The following is an 18,110-nucleotide window of genomic DNA, read 5'->3' as shown; positions in this document are numbered from 1 at the left end:
CGCATCGAGATCTGATAGCCGAAGTCCGGATGGGATGCTCCTGTTTCCAAGCGCCGCTCGAAGGCGCGGATCAGGGTTCGCCGTCCCGTGACCGTCAGGTGCCAGCCCGGTCCCACGGTGATGAAATCGCCAGGCGAAAGCTCCCCATTGTGGCCATCAGCACCGTGGAATCGGCCAGGATCGGCCGCAAGGGCTCCATCAGATCCAGCGCCAGCGCCGGGCGGCCCGGCCGGTCGGCGTGGTACAGGCCGGCCCAGGGATCCAGCCCGGCGATTTCCAGCGCCGTGGCGCAGGTGCGCGCCAGCAGCGAATAGCACAGCGACAGGCAGGCATTGACCGGGTCGGCCGGCGGGCGCCGAGAGCGTCGGTCGAAGCCGAACTCCGGCAGCCCCGCCACCTTGTCGGTGAACAGAGAGGGAAAGGCCCGGAAATAGACCGCCGCCCCTTCGCCCTCGACCCCCAGAAGTTCCGGCAGCGACGCGACCTTCGCGGTGCGCTCGGCCAGCCGTTTCAGCGCTTCGGCGGCATGGTCGCGCTCGGCTTCGGTCGTCCGCCAGTTCCGGCGCAGGATGGTGCGCTGGTTGCGCAGCTTCGCCCGGACGAGGTCGCGGGCGAACAGCAACCGGCGGAAGGCGTCGCCGCGCACCGCATATTGCGCCTCGCGCGCATGCGCGCTGCGCGGCCCCCGGCTGCCGGTGGTGCGATGAACCAGAAGCCGCTGGACATCCAGGCGATGGGGATTTCCTCCCGCACCAGCGCATGCAAGGCCGGCGTGGACAGCGACACCGGGCCGGAGAGCACCAGTTCGGAGACCTCGCCGATCGGCACCTCACGGTCTGGCTCGTGCTCCGCCGTGATGACCAGCAGGTCGCCCTTCTTGCCGACCCGCGCCCCCGGCTGCTGGACATAGAGCGGCATGGCTGAATCGGCGGCCGGCGGCGGCGTGCGCGGCGGGCCGCCGCGGCGGAACAGATTGACCTCGTCCGGCAGGCAGATCGGCAGCAACGAGCATTTCGCGCATTTGCGGCTGTTGTCGAGCGGCGGCGGGATGCGGCGGGCGGCGGCGGCCAGACGCAGGCCCGAGGCCGCTTCGCGGGTGCGGGCGCGCAGATCCTCGTCGAAGGCCACCGAAACCCGTTCCCGGCTGCCGGAAAACCACAGGAACCCGTCGCCCACCCGGTACCCATTGTCCTCCAGCACCAGCGCCTGGGCGCAGAGCTGGACCTTTTCCGGTTCATAGGCGCCGCCCTCCACATGCGGGCGCTTGCCTTTCTTGAAATCGATCGGGGTGAGGATGCCGTCATCCCCCTCGATCACGTCCATCTTGGCGACCAGCCCCAGCCGTTCGGACGACAGCTCGATCGACCGGACCTCGAAGGGCGGGGCCTCGTCGGTCTCCTCCGGTGGCGGCAGGGTGCCGCGACCGGCATCGACTCGGGCATGGATCCGCTTGCCCTCCTCCGTGTCGGCGCTGGCCGCCCAACTGCCTTCGACCCATTCCAGATAGGCTAGGCGCGGGCAATAGACCCATTCATTGACCATGCGCGCCGGCACCAGCAGGTCGGGATCGTTTTCCGGCGGGGCGGGAAGGGCGAGGCTCAACTGTTCGGTCATCGGCACCACTCCCTGAAGGATGGCTTGTCGGCGAATCTTGTAACCATTTGGAGAATATTTCTCGTCTGAAACTCGAAAAAGAATGAAGAACGACTCTCCGACAATTAAAAAATTAGAATGTTGAGATATGTCAACCTTCCGTTTAGATTTCCGGGGCGATGGTCGCCCATGGGGTTGTGACGGGAGGGCACCATGCGCATTCAGTTCGGCTGGCATCTGGACGGCGCCCGTTGGCCGGAAACGCTTGATGGCGGGACCTGTGGTCTGGGCGACGTGGTGGTTGGACCGGAGGGGCTTTTAGGGCTGCTCGAAAGCTGTCTCGGTCTCGGCGGGCCGGATACGCCGCAGGTGCTGCGCGTCGCCCAGTTCCTGGCCCGGTTGCGGACGGTGGATGATGGTGCGCGTTTCTTCAGCGCGTCGCTGGCCGCCGATGGCTGGGCGGTTGCCGCTCTGATCCTCGGCTGGCGCGATGCGCTGGTCGAGGCCGGCTGGACCGGTGAGATTTCCGATGGTGGCGAGCGGCTGTCGACGCTTGCAGCGGTGGAGAGAGCAGCCGGACCGTTGGCCCCTGGCCGTGCCGACCGCCTGCGCGCTCTGCTCGACGATCTTGCCGGCTTGCCAACCCTGCCGATCACCGAACTGCGCCTCGCCACGCCGGCGGGGCTGCTGCCGCCGGGCTGGCGGCTTCTGCTGGAGCGGCTGGCGGCCGTGGGTGTCCGCGTTCTGCCATGCAAGGAGGGGGACAAGGAGGAGAACGCGCTGGGTGACGGCGATCTGGCGGCTCTCGGGCGTCGTCTCGCCGGTGACCGCAGCGCCGGGGCCGATGGCGACGGCAGCGTGACGGTGCTGGAGGCCGACGATGAATGGATGGCGGCGGAGGTGGTGGCCGGCTGGCTCGCCGCCCGGCCGGACCTCAACCATCAGGTGGTGATCGTCAGGGGCCAGCGCGCCAATTTGCTGGACGAGGCCTGCCGCCGCTTGAGGCTTCCCCGCGCCGGGGGGCGGGGCGCTCGCCCTGGCGGGGGGCCGCGCAGGTGCTGCCTTTGGCCTTCGCCGCGCTGTGGGAACCGTTGGACGCCCACCGCCTGATGGAATTGCTGACCTTGCCGCAATCGCCGATCCCGTCCGGGGTGGCGGAGGCCTTCGCCGATGCGCTGGTCGAGGCGCCGGGCATCGGCGGTCCGGTCTGGCAGGAGGTGTGGCGCACGGCACGCGACCGTCGCCGCGCGAGGCTGGAGGCGCGCGGCCTGTCGGGCAAGGAGCTGGAACGCCGGCTGGTGGCGGACGCTGTCGGCGAGCGCGGCCCTGACGGCGGATCGCCTGACCTTCGCCGGGCGGACTCTCGCCCGCCAGGAGATGGAGCCTGGTGTACCGCCCCAGCCGCGGGCGCGCTGGCGGGTTCCCGTCGGGGCGGTCGCGGTGCCGGACCGATTGTCGGCCACCAGCCTCGAACGTCTGCTCGGCTGTCCGCTCGCCTGGGTGCTGCACCATGTCGCCGGCATCCGGCCCGGCGTGCTGCGCGCCATCCCGGACGGGGCGCGCCTGCTCGGCTCGCTCGCCCATGCGGTGCTCGCCGAGTTGCTGACCGAGCGGCCCGACTGGTCCCCGGAGACGGCCGCCGCCCGTGCCGCCGTTCTGTTCGACCGTCTGCTGCCGGCATTGGCGGCGCCGCTGCTGCGCCCCGGCCTGGGGCTGGAGATGGAGCGCGCCCGTGCCGGCGTGGTGGAGGCGGCCCGCCGGCTGGTGGCGCTGATCGCCGAAGCTGGTCTGAGGGTGCGCGGCTGCGAGCTTGCGGTGGAGACCGAACTGGACGGCGTGACGCTGGAGGGGCGGATCGACCTGCTGCTGGAAACGGCGACGGGCGCGCCGGTGGTTCTCGACCTGAAATGGAGCGGCAGCGACAAACGCCGCCGACAGGAGATCGCCGAAGGGCGGGCGGTCCAGCTTGCGGTCTATGGCCGGCTGGTCGGCGGGGAGGCGGGCCCGGCGGTTCCAGCCGGCTACATGATGCTGGCCCAGCAGCGGCTTCTGGCTTGCGCGCCGGCCCCCTTCCCGCCGCATCTGCATGTGCCGGGCAGCGACCTGCCGGCGATCTGGCGCGCGGCCTGGAGCGGGCGCTCGGCAGCGCTGGAGCGTCTGGCCGATGGCGACATCCGGGCGGCCGGGATTCCCGGCGACGGCGGTCCCGAAGCGGGCGAACCGGCCGGATTGACCTTGGAACCACCCTGCAATTTCTGCGGATACGGACGCCTGTGCGGCGTCGGGAGCGTCGGCGCATGAATGGCCTGTCTCGTACGGAGATGTCGCCCGTCGATCTGGTGACGGCCAGCGCCGGCACCGGCAAGACCCACCGGCTGACCCGTGCCTATCTCGACGCCGTCACGGCGGGCACCGCGCCGGCGGCGATCCTCGCCACCACCTTCACCCGCAAGGCGGCTGCCGAATTGCTCGAACGCATTCGCGGCGGGCTGTTCGAGGCCGGCCTGGGCGAGGCGGCGCGTGATGCGTTGGCCGGACGGATCGGTACCGTCAACGCCTTGTTCGGCCGCATCGCCGCCGACTTCGCACTGGAGGCCGGGCGCTCCCCCGTCGCCGAGGTGATCGCCGAGAAGCGCGCCGCCGCCCTGTTCGCCGCTGCGGCGGATGCGGTCATCCTTCGCCACGGCGATGGTGTCGAAGCCGCCGCCTGGCGCCTGCGGCTGCCGGACTGGCGCGGTCTGGTGCAGGAGATCGGCGCCAAGGCGCGGCTGAACGGCATCGCGGCGGACGACCTCGCTTCGTCGGCCGAACGTTCGCTCGCCGGGCTGTTCGACTTGCTGCCGGCGGCGGCGGAGTCCGGCGAGCCGCTCGACCGCGCCCTTGCCCGTGCGGTGTCCGCCGTGGTCGCCGCCATCGGGGCGGCGGGCGATACCGGGGTGAAGAAGACGGCGGAGGCGCTGGCGGTCCTGAAGGACGCCGCCGCCCTGCTGGATGACGGGCGTCCGCTGCCCTGGGCGGAGTGGGTGCGGCTCGGCAAGGTCGATGCCGGCAAGCGCTGGACCGTCCTGGTCGATCCGGTGCGGGAGGCGGCCGGCGCCCATCTGCGCCATCCCCGTCTCCGTGCCGATCTGCGCGCCTTGGTCGAAGGGGTGTTCCGCTGCGCCGCCGAGGCGATGGAGGCCTATGGCCGGTTCAAGCGCGACCGCGGTCTCGTCGATTTCGTCGATCAGGAATGCGAGGCTCTGGCCCTGCTGGAGCGGCCCGAATTGCGCGCCCGGCTGGCCGAACGGATCGAGCTGGCGCTGGTCGACGAGTTCCAGGACACCAGCCCGATCCAGCTCGCCCTGTTCCTCCGGCTGGCCGGCGTGGTTCGCCGGTCGGTGTGGGTGGGCGACGCCAAGCAGGCGATCTACGGCTTCCGCGGCACCGATCCGGCGCTGATCGATGCGGTGGTCGCCACAGTGCCGCGCGCCACCGGCGGCCTGACGGAGCGGCTGCCGACGAGCTGGCGCTCGCGTCCCGGTCTGGTCGCCTTCCACAACGACCTGTTCGGTGCCGCCTTCCCGCCGCTGGGGATCACGCGGGACGATGCGACGGTCGGCGGCTGCGCCCGCGAGGACGGTGCGGACCAGCCGCCGCCGCTGGCGCTGTGGACGCTGGGCGGCAAGAACTGGGATCTGGCGCTGGCGGCACTCGCCCGTGGCGTGGCTAGTCTGCTGGCGGTGCCCGAGGCTTGGCCGGTGGGGGGCCGCGGCGACCGGGACGGTCTCACCCGTCCGATCCGGGGCGAGGACATCGCCATCCTCTGCCGCAAGAACGACCGTTGCGCCGCCGCGGCGCGGGCATTGGCCGCCGCCGGGCTGATGGTGGCGATCGGACGCCAGGGGCTGGTCTCGACGCCGGAAGCCGGACTGGCGCTCGCCGCCCTGCGCTATCTGGTCGATCCGGCCGACACGCTGGCGATGGTTGAACTGGCCAATGCGGACGGGGATGCCGCCGGTGGCGATGGGCAGCCGTCGTGGCTGGAGGAATGGCTACGCCCCGACGCCGTCCGGCGGGCGCGGGAGGAGTCGGAGGTGCTGCGGGCGCTCGACGCCGCACGCGGGCGCCTTCTGCACCTCACCCCGGTGGAGGCGCTGGAGGTCGCCATCATGACCGGCGGGGTGGTGGAGCGGGTGAAGGTCTGGGGGGACGCCGCCGGGCGGCTGGCGAATCTCGATGCCCTGCGCGGACTGGCGCGCGATTACGAGGAGGAGTGCCGCGCCAGCCGTGGAGCGGCAACCGCCGGTGGGCTGATCGGCTTCTTGAGCGATGTGGACAAGGGGGGCGACCAGCCGCCCGCCACCGATGCGGCGGCGGTGCGGGTAATGACCTACCATCAGGCCAAGGGGTTGGAATGGCCGCTGGTGATCGCGCTCGACCTTCAGGATGGACCGGACCCGTCGCCCTTCGGCCTGTCGGTCGAGGGGCCGGCTGGTGGCGTCGATCCCTGGAACCCGTTGGCCGGGCGCTGGCTGCGCTGGTGGCCCTGGCCCTACGAGAAGCAGCGCAAGGGCACCGGGCTGGACGGTCCCGCCGATGCCAGCCCGGAAATGGCCGCCGCCGGCGCCCGCGAGCAGGCGGAAGCCGTGCGGCTGCTCTATGTCGGGCTGACGCGGGCGCGGGATTATCTGGTCCTCGTCCAGGCCCGGCACGGCGCCGCCTGGTTGACCGCGCCCCGCGATGCGGAGGGTGAGCCGGTGGTCCGGTTGCCGGCGGCGGGTGGGGAGCCGGAATTGCAGGTCGCCGCCGCCAGCCATCCGGTCACATTGGCGGCTTTCGAACCGCCGGAGGAAACGGTGCTGCCGTCGTCCGCCGATCCGGAGGCATCCGTCTTCACCCTGCCGCCTGCGGCCCCGGTGGACCATCCGCCCCTGCGGATCGTTCCCAGCCGCTGGCGTCCAGCGGTCGGTGCGCCGTCTCCCGTCCTGCTGGGAGAAACGCGGCTGGGGGAGCGTCTGCCGATCCCCGGCGGCGCCGACATCACCCGGCTGGGCGAGGCGATGCATGGCTTTTTGGCGGTGGACCGGCCGGAAACTCCGCCGGCGCGCCGGCTGGCGCTGGCCGCCGGGCTGCTGGCGCGCTGGGAGCTGCCGGGGATGGCGGCCGACGCCCTGGTGGAGGCGGGTGACCGGCTGTGGCGGGCACTGGCGGCCCGCTGGCCGGGGGCGGGCTGGCGGTGCGAGGTGCCGGTGCAGGGGCGGCTTGGCCTGCAACGGGTGTCCGGCCGCATCGACCTGTTGGTCGATGCGGGGACGGGCTGGGTGATCCTCGACCACAAGGCTTTCCCGGGCGCGCATGAGCGCTGGGGCGAGCGTGCTTTGGAAAATGCGCCCCAGCTGGCGCTTTACGCCCGGCTGGTGGCGGAGGCAAGCGGCCGCCCGGTGCTGGGATGTTTCATCCATATGCCGGTGGTCGGGCGGCTGCTGGAGGTGGGGTGAGCGGCCGTCAGGATGGAGCGCCCGGCGTTTCGATCAGCCGGGCGCGGGTGAAGTTCATGAATTTGCCGACCGGAATGCGCTGGGCGGCGAAGAAATGCTCGACGCCGAGATGGGACAGGCCGCCGGGCTCCCGCAGGGCCGGATGGCCGAGCAGGGCGCGGATCGCCGACAGGCTCGCCGGATCGCGCCAGACCGGCCATGCGAAGGAGAAGCCGTCCTTCCAGGCGCCGCCGGGCAGGGTGGGCCGCACCCGTCCGGCCCGCGTTTCCGGTGCCAGCGTCAGCGCCGCCAGCCCGACCGCCGCCAGCCGGTTCGCCCCATGCTGGGTGCCGAGCTTGTAGGCCGGGTCGGTCGGATTGCCAGCCATCAGGGCGTAGCGGACATCCTCCTCCGGATCCCAGCGGAAGGAGGAGGTGGGATCGTCGCGATGCCAGGGTGTGAACAGCGCCTCGGCCAGACAGTCCGCCGCCGTCAGGGTGACGGCCTTCTTGCCGCGGCCCCGTGGCGGCGGTGCCGGCTCCGCGGGGACGCGGGCCAGCCGTTCGAGGAAATGCTGATGCCCCTGGCCGAACAGCAGGCACAGCGGCGTCGGATCGATGGCGGCGGTGTCCGGCTTGTCCTCGTCCTTGATCGCCGCGTCGGTCATCAGCGCGGCCAGCAGGGTGGCGCGATCCGCTCCGGTGCCGATTGACTGCTCGAGCAGGTCGCGGGCCTCCTGCCGGGTGTAATTCAGATCCTTCTGCTTGCCGAACTCATGGACTTCGGTCAGCAGGTCGATCCCCCGCGCTGCTTCACTCGCCACCTCGTCCCGCGTGAGCGGACGGGCCAGACGCAGCACCGGGCGCAGCGGCGGCTCGTCCAGGCTCCAGCAGGCGCGGGGGTGCAGGCGCTCCGCCGCCGCCCGCGCCCGGTCGGTGGCTTCCAGCGCCCGCAGCAGGCCGAGCAGGGCCAGGAAGGCCAGCAGATTGTCCGGTTCCAGCCCGTCCAGCCGGTGTTCGGTGGCGGGATCCTGTCGGGCCGTGGTCATGCCGCGTCTCCTTCCCTCTTGCCGGCCATCTTGTCGGCCTCATCGCCCCTCCGTTTGGCGGTCTCCGCCGAGGCGCGCTGGTCGGCGAGCCGCAGGATCGCTTCCATCCGGGCCAGCTCCCACAGGCCGTATTTCGCCTTCAGCGTTTCGAACAGGCCGGGCCAATCCAGCCCGTCCAGAGCGAAGCCCAGCGATTGCGGACCATGGCCCGGCGCCAAGCTGGTCGGGTTGCCGAGCACCGCCGGCAGGTTCCGCCGCTCCTCCCCGTCCTTCTCGTCGCCGTGCGGGAACAGGGGGCGGCCATGGCCGTGATGGGTGCCGATCAGCCACAGGACGAGTTGCGGATCCTTGGCGTCCTCCAGCCGGGGCGTTTCCCGGGCCAGCCGCACCGACAGCGCCTCGTGCCGCCAGTGGCGGGGCAGCCCGGCCCGCTCGCGGGCGTCGCGCGGCAGTTTGCGGCCGGATTTCGCCAGCACGCGGTCCGGATCGGCCAGCGGATCGCCGGTTAGCCAGCGCTGGAAGCGCTCATCGATCTTGCCGAGATCATGCAGAAAGCCGGCGATGGCGAGGTCGGCGACACGCTCCGGCGACAGCCCGGCGGCGCGGGCGAAGCGGGTCGTCATCGCCTCCACCTCTCCGCTGTGTTCGGCCAGCGGCTGGGCGTAGCCGGGCAGCGACCCGGCGATGTCGTCCTCGATCGACCCACCGTCCGCTTTGTCGTCCTCCGCCGTCACGTCCTTCAGGCCCAGCGGCGCGACGAAGACGATGCCGCGCGGCTGGTCGCCGTCCTCGCCATAGAGGTCGCGGTGCATCTCCACCCGCCGATGGCGGCCCTTGGCGTGGTCCAGCCGGGTCAGCGCCGCCTTCAATTCGGCAGGCAGGCCGAGCGCAAGAACGGCATCCCGCACCCGTGTCCAGTCGGTGACGCTGCCCGTGTCCGCCAATGCCTGACACAGGCGGGCGGCAGCGGCATCGGCGCCCGCCTGCCGCTCCTGGAGTTCCTCCATGTCGAGAATTCCGTCCGGGTCGGGCAGCAGCAGGCCGGGGGCGACGCGCACGGCGAAACGGCGCCCGGCGAAGGGCTCCGCCACCTTGGTGGAGATGTCGGCAACAGGACCGGCGGCTTCGGGGTTCCAGCCGAAGCGGTCCAGGCCGCCATAGCCGGCGGGAACGACGATGGTGTCGCCGGGGCGCAGAGCCGACGGCGCGATCCAGCCGGACCGGTCGTCATCGCCCGACCAGCGGAAGACCTGTTTCGCCGGGGCATCCGACCGCTTGAAGGAGGGCTCGTCCGGTGCGGTGCCGGGGAGATCGGCCAGTTGGCCGGTCTCCCGTGCCCCGGTTGTCAGCCAGCGGCGCACCGTCCACACCGGCAGTTCCACCGCTTCGCCGGAGCGCGGCGGCACCAGCAGCAGCAGGCGGCGCAGATTGGCATCGTCCAGGTGGCCCGGCTCGATGTCGGCCCGCCAGATCACCGACACCGCGTCGGGCTGGCGGCGCGGGCCGTGCAGATAGAGGGAGACCTCTGGATCGCAGGCCGGCACCGGCGCCGTCTGGCTGAGCAGGTCGAGATGGGCCGGCATCAGCACCGGCGCGTCGGCATGCGGCGAATAGGGGGAGGGGTCGCTTGCGGGGGGAGCCTCCCGCAACAGCCCGTCGAAGGCTGCCGGCCCGAAATCGACGGTGCCGCCCGCCGCCCGTTCGGAAAGCCAGTCCCAGGCCGCCTTGATCGAGCGGCCATAGACGGGATCGTCATGGCGTGTCGACAGCTCCGGCTTGCCGGCGACCACCGCACCGTGGGCGGCGAAGGGTCGCCCGGCCCGGTTCAGCCGGCCGAAGCGCTGGCGCAGCGCGTCGAGCGGTGCCGCCTCGCTGACCAGTCCGTCGAAATCGAGGTCGGCGCCGGCCTCCAGGCATTGGGTGGCGACGACGATGGTCGTGCGCTTCAGCGCCCGCGTCTGGCCCTCCGTCCATAGCCGGGTGCGCAGCGGGAGGAGAGTCTCGACCGCCTTCTCGCGATCCGGGGCACGGGTCGGACCGATCATCAGGATCGGTTCGGCATCGGCGCCGATCTCCGCCTTCAACCGCTCGAACAGCTGGTGGGCGCGGGCGATGCGGTTGACCACGACGGCCACCGCCGGGCGGTCGATGCCCTGCGCGCGCAGGTCGGCGATGGCGGCCGTCACCACGTCGGCGAGGGCGCCGACACGCTGCCGTTCGGCGGCGGCATCCGCCTTGGCGTCGGCGTCCTCCTCTTCGACGGCTTCGGCCTTGCCCTTGGGCGGAGCGATCAGCCGCACCGGCTTGGCGGCGGTTCGGCGGGCGGCGAGGATCGGGTTGTGGACATCCTCCGATTCCGGCTCGAACAGCGTCGCTCCCTCCTCGGGACGCGGCGTCGCCGACAGCAGGGCGACCCGCCAGGGTGCCGAGACGGCCTCCGGGCCGTCGCCCTTGTGCCTTGCGATCCGGTGGAGCGTCTGACGGAACGGCTCGGCCAGATGGGCCTCGTCGAGCAGGATCAGGCAATCGGCGCCGATCAGCCCGGCATGGATCGGCTTGGCCGCGTCGGAAACGCCATAGCCGCGGAACAGCAGCCGCGAGCCGACCTGATCCACGGTGGAACACAGGATGGTCGGTTGGGCCGGGCTGCGCGCCCAGCCATCCTCGAGCGGGATGCCGCCGCGCAGGCGCTGGACCACCAGCGGCGGCGCATCCGGCTCGCCGGTCAGCTTGCGGAGCCGCTCGGCGACCAGGGTCGTGATTGGCCCCCTCGGTTTGATCAGGGCATCTTTGATTGTCTTCGCCCGCTCGAAGGCGACATCCACCACCAGACGGCGGTCGACGACGAAGCCGATGCGCATCGGCGCCCGCCGCTCCGGCCCCTGGTGGGCCTCCAGCGCCAGATGGAAGACGGCGACGTCGATGGCCGCCGTCTTGCCGAAGCCGGTCGGCAGGGCGAGCTGGTCGGGCCAGTCGCCGGCCGCCGCGACCTGGGCGGCGAGGCGCTGCTGCCAGGGAAAGGGCGGGTGGCCGTGGATCTCGGTGAAGAAGGCGGTGAAGTGGTCGGCGGTGAGAGACGTCATGACCGCTCCTCCTTGCTGTCCAGCGGGCGGCAAAGGCCCAGGCCGAGGAAGCGGCCGGCGCCGAGCAGCACCGGCCCCCGCACCTCTTGCGGAAAGCGGATCACCGCATGGGTCAGCTGGCGGCTGGCGAGCGCGTCGGGCAGCTTCCAGCGCATCCAGGCTGGGGCGTTGCCCGAGGGATAGGCCGACGGCGCCCCTTCCAGGGCGGAATGCTTGTCGGGCACCACGTCAGCCGGTTCCGGCAGACCGGCGTTGCGGCAGGCGGCGGCGATCTGGTCGGCGATTTCGATTTGCCGCGCCTCCCCCCGTTCCTTCAGGTGGCGGTCGAGGACGATCGGGGTCACGGTGGCGAAGGTCGTCCCCGCCGTGGTGTAGAGCGTCGGGTCGAGCGAGCGGCGGTTTTCCGGCGGATCGAAGGTGGGGGCGAAGGTCAGGCCGTCCAGGTGCAACAGCCGGCGTCCGCTGTCCTCGTCCATCGGAGCCACCATCCGCAGCGCCTTCAGGAAATCGGGATCGTCGAGCAGGCCGCTGCCGCGCGGCGGAATGACGGCGAAGCCGAGCGCGTGGCCGTCTGCATGGGGAAAGCCGGTGAAGCTCATCGGCACGATGGCGATGTGCGGCGCGCGGGACGGCCTGCGGTCGGGTTGGTGGCCGCTGACCACCTCCGGGATGGCATCGCGCAGGCCGCTCTTGTCGTAGCCGCTGAGCAGGGTCTTGTGGATTTTCTTGGCGACCAGGGCGGCGGCCCGCAAATCGGGCATCTCGGCGCCGCCCGTCTTGGAAACGACATGCTCCAGCAGAAGCCAGCGGTCGGCGAAGATTCCGGCGGTTTCCGCGCGTGGGGCAGCCGGCGGCTTGAAGGGATTGCCGGAACCGGGGCGTTGTTTCGCATCATAGAGCCGCCGCAGCTCGCCGAGCCGTCCCGGATAGATCGTCCGCGACGGCCAGCGGGCGGTCTTGGGCAGGGCGCCATCCTCACGCAGGAAGCGGCAGCGGGTCAGGCTGGTGGAATGGCCGACATAGGCGGTGTCGGCCGCCAGAGCCTTCAGCGCCGCCATCGTCCCGTCGTCCGGCGCGGCGTCGGGCCAGTGCAGGCTGACCTTTGAGTCGAAGGGCCGGGTGGCTGGAAAACGTCGTGGCTGGCGGGAACGCAGCGACGGCAGGACCGCCTTGTCGCCGGACCGCCCGCTTTCCGCGTCGTTGGGCGGAACGAAGCGGACGGGGGCGGACCGGGCGATGTGGCCGGACGCGACGATGCGTGGCGTCGGCTGCTTCTCCAGCCATTCCAGCGCCGCGGTTTCCTCCGGGCGCTGGCCGCGCGCCGCCCAGGAGGCGACCAGGGCGGAAAAGACGCGCGGCGGCTGCGGTGGCCAGTCCGGCTGATCAGCTTCGGGGCCGGACGCCGCGAAGGCGACGCCCAGCAGATAGTCGATCTCCAGCACCAAGGCGGTGGGGTTCGGGGCAGGGGGCGCGGCCGTCATGACCCGGCCCCATCGTCCTCGCCGTCCTCCTCGCCGCCCTTGCCTTCTCGGGCAAGTCTCTCGCTCTCTCGGATCATGGCGACCAGCTTGTCCTGCGGAACCAGCCGGATCGGCTCCTCGGGCAGGCTGAAGCCGGCGGCGAGCGCTGCTGTCACGGCATCGCGGTATAGTGCGCGAGCCCCGTCGCGGTCGATGTCGATTTTGGTTTTTGCATCGCCGTCAGGCCGTACCAGTTCCAACGGAACCCGACCATCACACACCAGATCGCAGCGTGAGCGCAGCGCATAGCCCTGGGCATCCTGTTCGACGATAGCGAGCACGCCAAGGGCCGCCAGTAGAGCCCGCCCGGCGGCATCCCGCTCAGGTGAGCCGAAACGCAGCCGCCGCAGCCCTGCGAAGCTGATCACAACGGTATGCTCCAGATGGTCGCAGGTGATGCCGAGATTTTGGAGTGATGGCCGAATGTTCCCGTGATTGATGACCGCTGGTTTCCCCGCTTTATCGCCTTTCTTCCTTGTGAACAGTACAGGTTTCCCCTTTTCTGTTTTTGCCTTGTCGATGAAAGGAGTCCAGTCTTCGCCATCGGCTGCCGCCTTATAGATTTTGACGGAGCTCAAAGTCCCAACCGGGTCGATTCGGCTTCCTGTGCGAACTCCAGCCGTACGGGCCACCACCTCCCCAGTCCTTTGATTTGTTATTTCTTCGATCGGCACGCCGATGGCGACGATCTCCGAAACCAAGCAGCGGGCGAATTTTGCCCCCAGGCCGCCGCCTTGCCCGGTCGAATGCCAGGAACCGAACAGCAATGCGTTGGGCGAGGTTTCCAGCAATGCGCTGGCATCCCCTGCCTTCGCGTCAATCAGCCTTGTCCCGAGCGCGCTTTTCATGAAGGCTTCTTTGCCGAGCAAGCTGTCGCGCAGGATGGCGTCATAGACACGGTGGGGAACGTCGAGTGATGTGAGTTCCGACAGGCCGGTCAGATTGAAGCCGGTAAAATCGACCACCACATGCGGGATGCGGGCTGCTCCAGCGCGGATGGCAGCGAGCAGGGCTTCCTCCAGCCGGTTCGCTTGAGATTGCGGACTGTCGACCAGCACGCAAGCGATGTCCTTGCCGTCGATGCGACGCCATTCGTAAGCGTGGGTCGGCTGAGCGTTGCGGCCCTCGCCGGGGTAGGTTGGGGGGAAGATTTTATCATTCTTGCCGCCGACCGGCTGAAGGGTCTGACGACGGCGCAGAGCGGCATTCTCTGCGACCATACGCGTGAGCGTGGTGATGTCCATAAGCGTTCCCTCAGGCTTCGATTCACTCCCGTGAAGCAGGAGCGGATAGGCGGTTCGGATTATGATAAGTTGTTTTGACCGAATCGATCACATCAAAACAGATGGGATATTGCCGCGCTGGAAGTCTGTGTCGGAGAGTAGAGAATATGCGAAGCTACCGCACCCTGAACACCGGCCCCCGCGGTGCGAAGGGCAGGGGTCTGCCGGCCGGGATCAGCAGGGCGTGATCGCGCCGGATGGTCAGCCTGTCGCATTCCCCATCGGTGATGACCAGCAGCGGGGCGTCCTTGGGGAAATCCTCGGCATCCTCCAGCAGGTCGATGCCGGGTTGCAGCACGGTGCCGCCGCGTCCGCGCACCGTCAGGCGGCTGGCGATCTCCACCACGTCGAGATAACCCTGGTCGTAGGCGGCGGCGTCGCAGAAGACCACCCGGACATGGCGCACGTCCTTCGCGGTGGCATAGCTGGCGATGGCGCCCAGCGCCTTGCCCAGCAGGATGCGGTCCATCGATCCCGAACTGTCGAGCAGGACGCCGAAGGTGCGGTCCTCCACCGTGCCGAAGGCTGGCCGCCGGCTGGGGCGCGGGATGTCCGGTGTGCCGGCCTGCCGGCGGCTGGGCCGGGCGAAGCTGCGCACCGTCTCGATGGGGGAGAAACGCTCGTCGAACCAGCGGGCGAGTTCGACATCCCATTCCAGCGGGGGATGGGCCAGCGCCCGGATCTCCTCGATCAGGCCGGCGGGGATGGTGCCGCGCCCACGCTCGCGGTGCAGTTCCAGCCCGTCCATCAGCGCGCGGCGGTAGAAGGCGTCGAGGTCGGTCCAGTCGCCGGAGCCGGGCGGCGGCCCGCCCCGGCGCTCCTCCAGCATGTCGCACAGGCCGGCGCCGCGCAGGGTGGCGAGCTTGCGCGCCCGCCGCAGGTCGCCGCATAGCCGGTCATAGACGGTCTCGGCCGACATGCCCTTCAGTTGGGGATCGTGCAGCAGGCCGGCGGGCATCGCGCCGACCGCCATCTCCAGCAGCCAGCCATTGACGACGTAATCGCAGGCGACGTTCCACAGGAAGGCATCGCGCCCGCGCCGCCGCGCCAGATGGCGCAGGGCCGCATGCAGCAGCTCGTGTGCCATGACGAAGCGCAGTTCGTCGGGGGACAGCCCGTGGGCGGGATTCACATAGATCTCGCCGGCCATATCGCTGACGGCGGCGACCGAGACGTCGAGCGAGCGGCAGGCCACCGGATCCTCGATGATGCGGAAGGCGGCGGCGATGGAGCCCAGCAGCGGGAAACGGTCGATGAACCAGCGCCGCGCCTCCTCGGCGGCGCTGACCCGCTCGGTCTTGGCATCCAGTTGCAGAATGCGCCCGCCGGCCACCGCCACCGCGCGCTGGACCGCTTCCCGCATGCCGTTGACGAGAAGGTCGGCCCAGCGGATCTTGGTGCGCCAGCGCTCCATCGGCGCATCGACCATGTCGGGATGCGGTCCGGCGGTGCCGAGCGCCCACACACTGTCCGGGCAGCCCTGGGCGACCATCCAGCCGTAAAGCTCCGCCTCGCCGGCATCGGGGATGAGGGTTGGATCGACCGCTTCACCGGCGGCATCGCCAGCGGCGTCGGCGAAGATCCCGAAGCCGTCGAGCAGGCGGCAGACCACCACGTCGCAGGCGGCGTTCCACAGCCGGGGATTCGCCTTGTCCTGGAAATGCTCCATGCCGAGATGCAGCAGGGCATGCGCGACCGCCCGTGCCCAGTCCTGCGGCGTGCCGCGCCGGGCCGGGTTGCAGATGATGTCGCCCGCCGGGGTGACGACGCACCAGGCGGCGCCGCCATAGGGCCAGGGCCGATCCTTGCTGCGGATGAGGTGGGCGGCGTGCAGAAGCGGCGCGGTCAGCGGATGCCCGGCCAGCAGGGCAACTCCGTCCCGGAAAGCGAGGGTCGCGGGATCGGAGACGGTCTTGTCGGCGCCACGGCGCTTCCCCATCGGCGCCTCACCGGGCCTGTGCGGCAAGCCGCGGCAGGTCGCGCACCACCTCGGCCAGGAACCAGCCGGGAATGCCGCGGTCATCCTCGTCGGCGGCGACGACGCCCTGGGCGATCTCCAGGCTGATGGCGGCGAGGCTGCGCAGCAGGGCCTTGGCGGCGTGGGCGAGTTCGCGGTGCGGCGGTCGGATGCCCGCCGGCTCGGCCGGCAATTCCTTGACCAGATGGGCGCGGAAGGACTGTGCCAGGAAATACAGGATGTCGCGGTCGCCGGGTGCGTCGGGCCAGCGGATGTCGCCCTTCAGCAGCTTGGCGACGTCGTAGCGCAGCCGCGACTGGCGCAGGAAGGCGCGGAACTGGACGGCGTGGGCGGGCGACAGGCAGCCGGCGGCGAGAACGCCGACCCACTCGTCGGTCAGGGCATCGCCGAAGGCGGCCATGGCGTCGGACAGCGCATGCCAGGAGCGCGGGGTGGAGAAAGGTTCCTCGCTGCGCGGCGGGCGGCTCCACAGATGATCAGGGCGGGCCTCGACATAGCGGATGACCTGCTCGTGGATCGCGTTGTGCCGTGCCCAGTCCAGCCATTCGCGCGCCGACGCCCGCAGCTCGACGACGACCAGCCGGTTCAGCAGGGCGCTGGACAGCGGGTTGACGAAGGCGGCGTCCTCGGCCCGGTTGCCGGCGGCGATCACCACCGATCCGGCCGGCAGAACGTAATCGTCGATCCGCTTTTCGAACACCAGCGGATAGAGCGCCTTCTGCACCTCCTTGGAGGCGTTGGGCAGCTCGTCCAGGAACAGGCAATAGGGGGTGTCGCGCGCGATGCGGGCCGGCGGACAGAAGCGGGTGCGCCCATCCTCGATGCGGGGAACGCCCAGCAGATCCTCCGGCAGCATCTGGCTGCCCAGCAGGGTGACGCAATCCAGTCCGACGGCTGCGGAGAAATCGCTGACAAGACTGGATTTTCCAATGCCCGGCGGCCCCTTGATGTAAACCGGGCGCACCGGGGCGACCGTCAGCAGGAACTCGGGCAGGGTGGCGGGGGTCAGGGCGATGGGCGAGCCGGGGGATGCTCCCGGCGAGAAGATGGACATGGATATGAAGGTTCCGGATCAGAAAATGGGATGATCGGTGCTGTCCGCCGGCTCTTGCGGCCGGGAGTTTTCCTCCAGGGGACCGCGCACCAGACGGCGGAACAGCCGGTCGGCTTCGGCGGCGAGGGCCGCCTTTTCGTTGGGAGTCGGGCCGGGGATGACCGCCGCCGCGATCTCGTCGGCGATGAAGGCGTCGAGCACGCCGATCCGCGGGCCTTCGCCCAGTTCGGACAGTTGCTGCTTGCGCGCCAACAAGCCGCCGATGGCCTCGCGAAGCTTTGGCGTGAGGATGAGACCATCCATGAGCGCGCCGAGCGCCATCGGCAGCGGGTCTTCCGGCCGTGTGCGCAGCCAGGCCAGGGCGCAGGCCGGGCGGACAGCATAGAAGTATTTCTTCAGCCTGACCGGCTCCCGGCCGTCGATGTGACGCCTCAGGTTGGCGGCGGCCAGGCTCCGGTAATGGTGTATCGCCGCCGTCCGGTGGGCGACCCTGCTGGCGAACGCCTGCACCAGCCGAAGGGCCTCCCCGTCCGTGCGGTAGCGGATGGGAGAGGCCAGCCATTCGAACAGGACCGGATTCGCCTTGCCCAGCAGGGTGAGCGCCTTGGCGATGTCCCAGCCGTTGATGTCGAGATCGTCCTCGATGGGCAGTTCGATGACATCCCGCTCCCTGGTCAGGCTCAGATAGCGGTCGAGCGGCCGGACATAGAGGAAACGCACGTCATAGTCGCTGTCGGGGGAAGCGAAGCCCCAGGCGCGGCTGCCAGATTCGACCGCCAGCAGGATGCGGACACCGCTGTCCCGTTCGATCCGGTCGAGCTTGGTGGCAATGCGTTGTCGGACGGTTGAGGGGATGGGATCGATGTCATCGAAAGTCATGGGCAGGCTCTGCGGGATGGAAGCGGTCCGATGGCAAGCGTATTGCGGCGGATTGTCTGATTCGGTCACCTCTTCTGTAAGATGCATATACCGACCGCAAGCGGATCGAAAGACTTCCCGAAAGATGCCAGGAGACCGCAAGGTGGCCGTGAATGCCTCCCGGCCATCTGGGATCGCGGGAAGCGGTGCAGATTGGATAAATCATCCGACATC

General features: G+C 70.2%; 10 protein-coding genes and 2 pseudogenes. 3 read left to right on the top strand and 9 right to left on the bottom strand.

Translation table 11 applies throughout. The annotated features are described in order from the left end of the window. Positions 1–94: 94 nt before the first annotated feature. Positions 95–918, bottom strand: a pseudogene (gene cas1, locus I71_RS41040) (CRISPR-associated endonuclease Cas1). 126 nt (positions 919–1,044) lie between these two features. Further along, a pseudogene (cas4, locus tag I71_RS41035) lies at positions 1,045–1,542 on the bottom strand (CRISPR-associated protein Cas4); the annotation flags it as partial. A gap of 264 nt (positions 1,543–1,806) precedes the next feature. Here cas4 and I71_RS39895 point away from each other — a divergent pair. The 3 genes from I71_RS39895 (at position 1,807) to I71_RS19220 (ending at position 7,073) form a co-directional block, all read left to right on the top strand. Then, complete coding sequence (locus tag I71_RS39895; RefSeq protein WP_042696609.1) at positions 1,807–2,703, top strand: hypothetical protein; 897 nt, start codon at positions 1,807–1,809, stop codon at positions 2,701–2,703. A 342-nt stretch (positions 2,704–3,045) separates the two neighbouring features. Further along, positions 3,046–3,894, top strand: a complete 849-nt coding sequence (locus tag I71_RS39890; RefSeq protein ID WP_042696607.1) for a PD-(D/E)XK nuclease family protein — start codon at positions 3,046–3,048, stop codon at positions 3,892–3,894. After that, complete coding sequence (locus I71_RS19220; protein ID WP_042696605.1) at positions 3,891–7,073, top strand: UvrD-helicase domain-containing protein; 3,183 nt, start codon at positions 3,891–3,893, stop codon at positions 7,071–7,073. The genes I71_RS39890 and I71_RS19220 overlap by 4 nt, the downstream gene beginning before the upstream one ends. 7 nt (positions 7,074–7,080) lie before the next feature. Here the strand turns inward: I71_RS19220 and I71_RS19215 are convergent, their stop codons facing one another. From I71_RS19215 to I71_RS19185, 7 genes are all read right to left on the bottom strand, one after another. Then, a complete protein-coding gene (locus tag I71_RS19215) occupies positions 7,081–8,100 on the bottom strand; it encodes a hypothetical protein (protein WP_042696603.1) in 1,020 nt (339 codons plus the stop codon). Further along, entirely contained in the window at positions 8,097–11,183 is a 3,087-nt protein-coding gene (gene cas3u / locus I71_RS19210) for a type I-U CRISPR-associated helicase/endonuclease Cas3 (RefSeq protein WP_042696601.1), read from the bottom strand. The genes I71_RS19215 and cas3u overlap by 4 nt, the downstream gene beginning before the upstream one ends. Further along, positions 11,180–12,664 carry a type I-U CRISPR-associated protein Csb2 gene (gene csb2, locus I71_RS19205; protein ID WP_042696599.1) on the bottom strand — a complete coding sequence of 495 codons (1,485 nt, stop codon included), beginning with the start codon at positions 12,662–12,664 and terminating at the stop codon, positions 11,180–11,182. Before csb2 ends, cas3u begins: the two co-directional genes overlap by 4 nt. After that, positions 12,661–13,947: a type I-U CRISPR-associated RAMP protein Csb1/Cas7u gene (gene cas7u / locus I71_RS19200; protein WP_042696597.1), complete on the bottom strand. Its 1,287-nt coding sequence runs from the start codon at positions 13,945–13,947 to the stop codon at positions 12,661–12,663. The genes csb2 and cas7u overlap by 4 nt, the downstream gene beginning before the upstream one ends. A gap of 154 nt (positions 13,948–14,101) precedes the next feature. After that, complete coding sequence (locus I71_RS19195; protein ID WP_042696595.1) at positions 14,102–15,925, bottom strand: hypothetical protein; 1,824 nt, start codon at positions 15,923–15,925, stop codon at positions 14,102–14,104. Between the two features lie 7 nt (positions 15,926–15,932). Beyond that, the gene (locus tag I71_RS19190) at positions 15,933–17,018 is read right to left on the bottom strand and encodes an AAA family ATPase (protein ID WP_042696593.1); all 1,086 of its coding nucleotides are present in this window, start codon (positions 17,016–17,018) and stop codon (positions 15,933–15,935) included. Between the two features lie 18 nt (positions 17,019–17,036). Then, positions 17,037–17,897 (bottom strand): nucleotidyltransferase domain-containing protein, encoded by an 861-nt coding sequence (locus I71_RS19185; protein WP_083897264.1) that lies wholly within the window; start codon positions 17,895–17,897, stop codon positions 17,037–17,039. Positions 17,898–18,110 lie beyond the last annotated feature (213 nt).

The organism is Azospirillum sp. B506 (assembly GCF_000333595.1).
GTDB lineage: Bacteria > Pseudomonadota > Alphaproteobacteria > Azospirillales > Azospirillaceae > Azospirillum.
Note: the sequence above shows the minus strand (reverse complement) of the source record. Positions and strands in the feature narration are given on the sequence as shown.

Bases quoted from the DNA above. Each gene is read 5' to 3' on its own strand.
- I71_RS19220 (WP_042696605.1), top strand. From the start codon at position 3,891: ATGAATGGCCTGTCTCGTACGGAGATGTCGCCCGTCGATCTGGTGACG.
- I71_RS19215 (WP_042696603.1), bottom strand. From the start codon at position 8,100: ATGACCACGGCCCGACAGGATCCCGCCACCGAACACCGGCTGGACGGG.
- I71_RS19195 (WP_042696595.1), bottom strand. From the start codon at position 15,925: ATGGGGAAGCGCCGTGGCGCCGACAAGACCGTCTCCGATCCCGCGACC.
- I71_RS19190 (WP_042696593.1), bottom strand. From the start codon at position 17,018: ATGTCCATCTTCTCGCCGGGAGCATCCCCCGGCTCGCCCATCGCCCTG.
- I71_RS39895 (WP_042696609.1), top strand. From the start codon at position 1,807: ATGCGCATTCAGTTCGGCTGGCATCTGGACGGCGCCCGTTGGCCGGAA.
- I71_RS19185 (WP_083897264.1), bottom strand. From the start codon at position 17,897: ATGACTTTCGATGACATCGATCCCATCCCCTCAACCGTCCGACAACGC.
- csb2 (WP_042696599.1), bottom strand. From the start codon at position 12,664: ATGACGGCCGCGCCCCCTGCCCCGAACCCCACCGCCTTGGTGCTGGAG.
- cas7u (WP_042696597.1), bottom strand. From the start codon at position 13,947: ATGGACATCACCACGCTCACGCGTATGGTCGCAGAGAATGCCGCTCTG.
- cas3u (WP_042696601.1), bottom strand. From the start codon at position 11,183: ATGACGTCTCTCACCGCCGACCACTTCACCGCCTTCTTCACCGAGATC.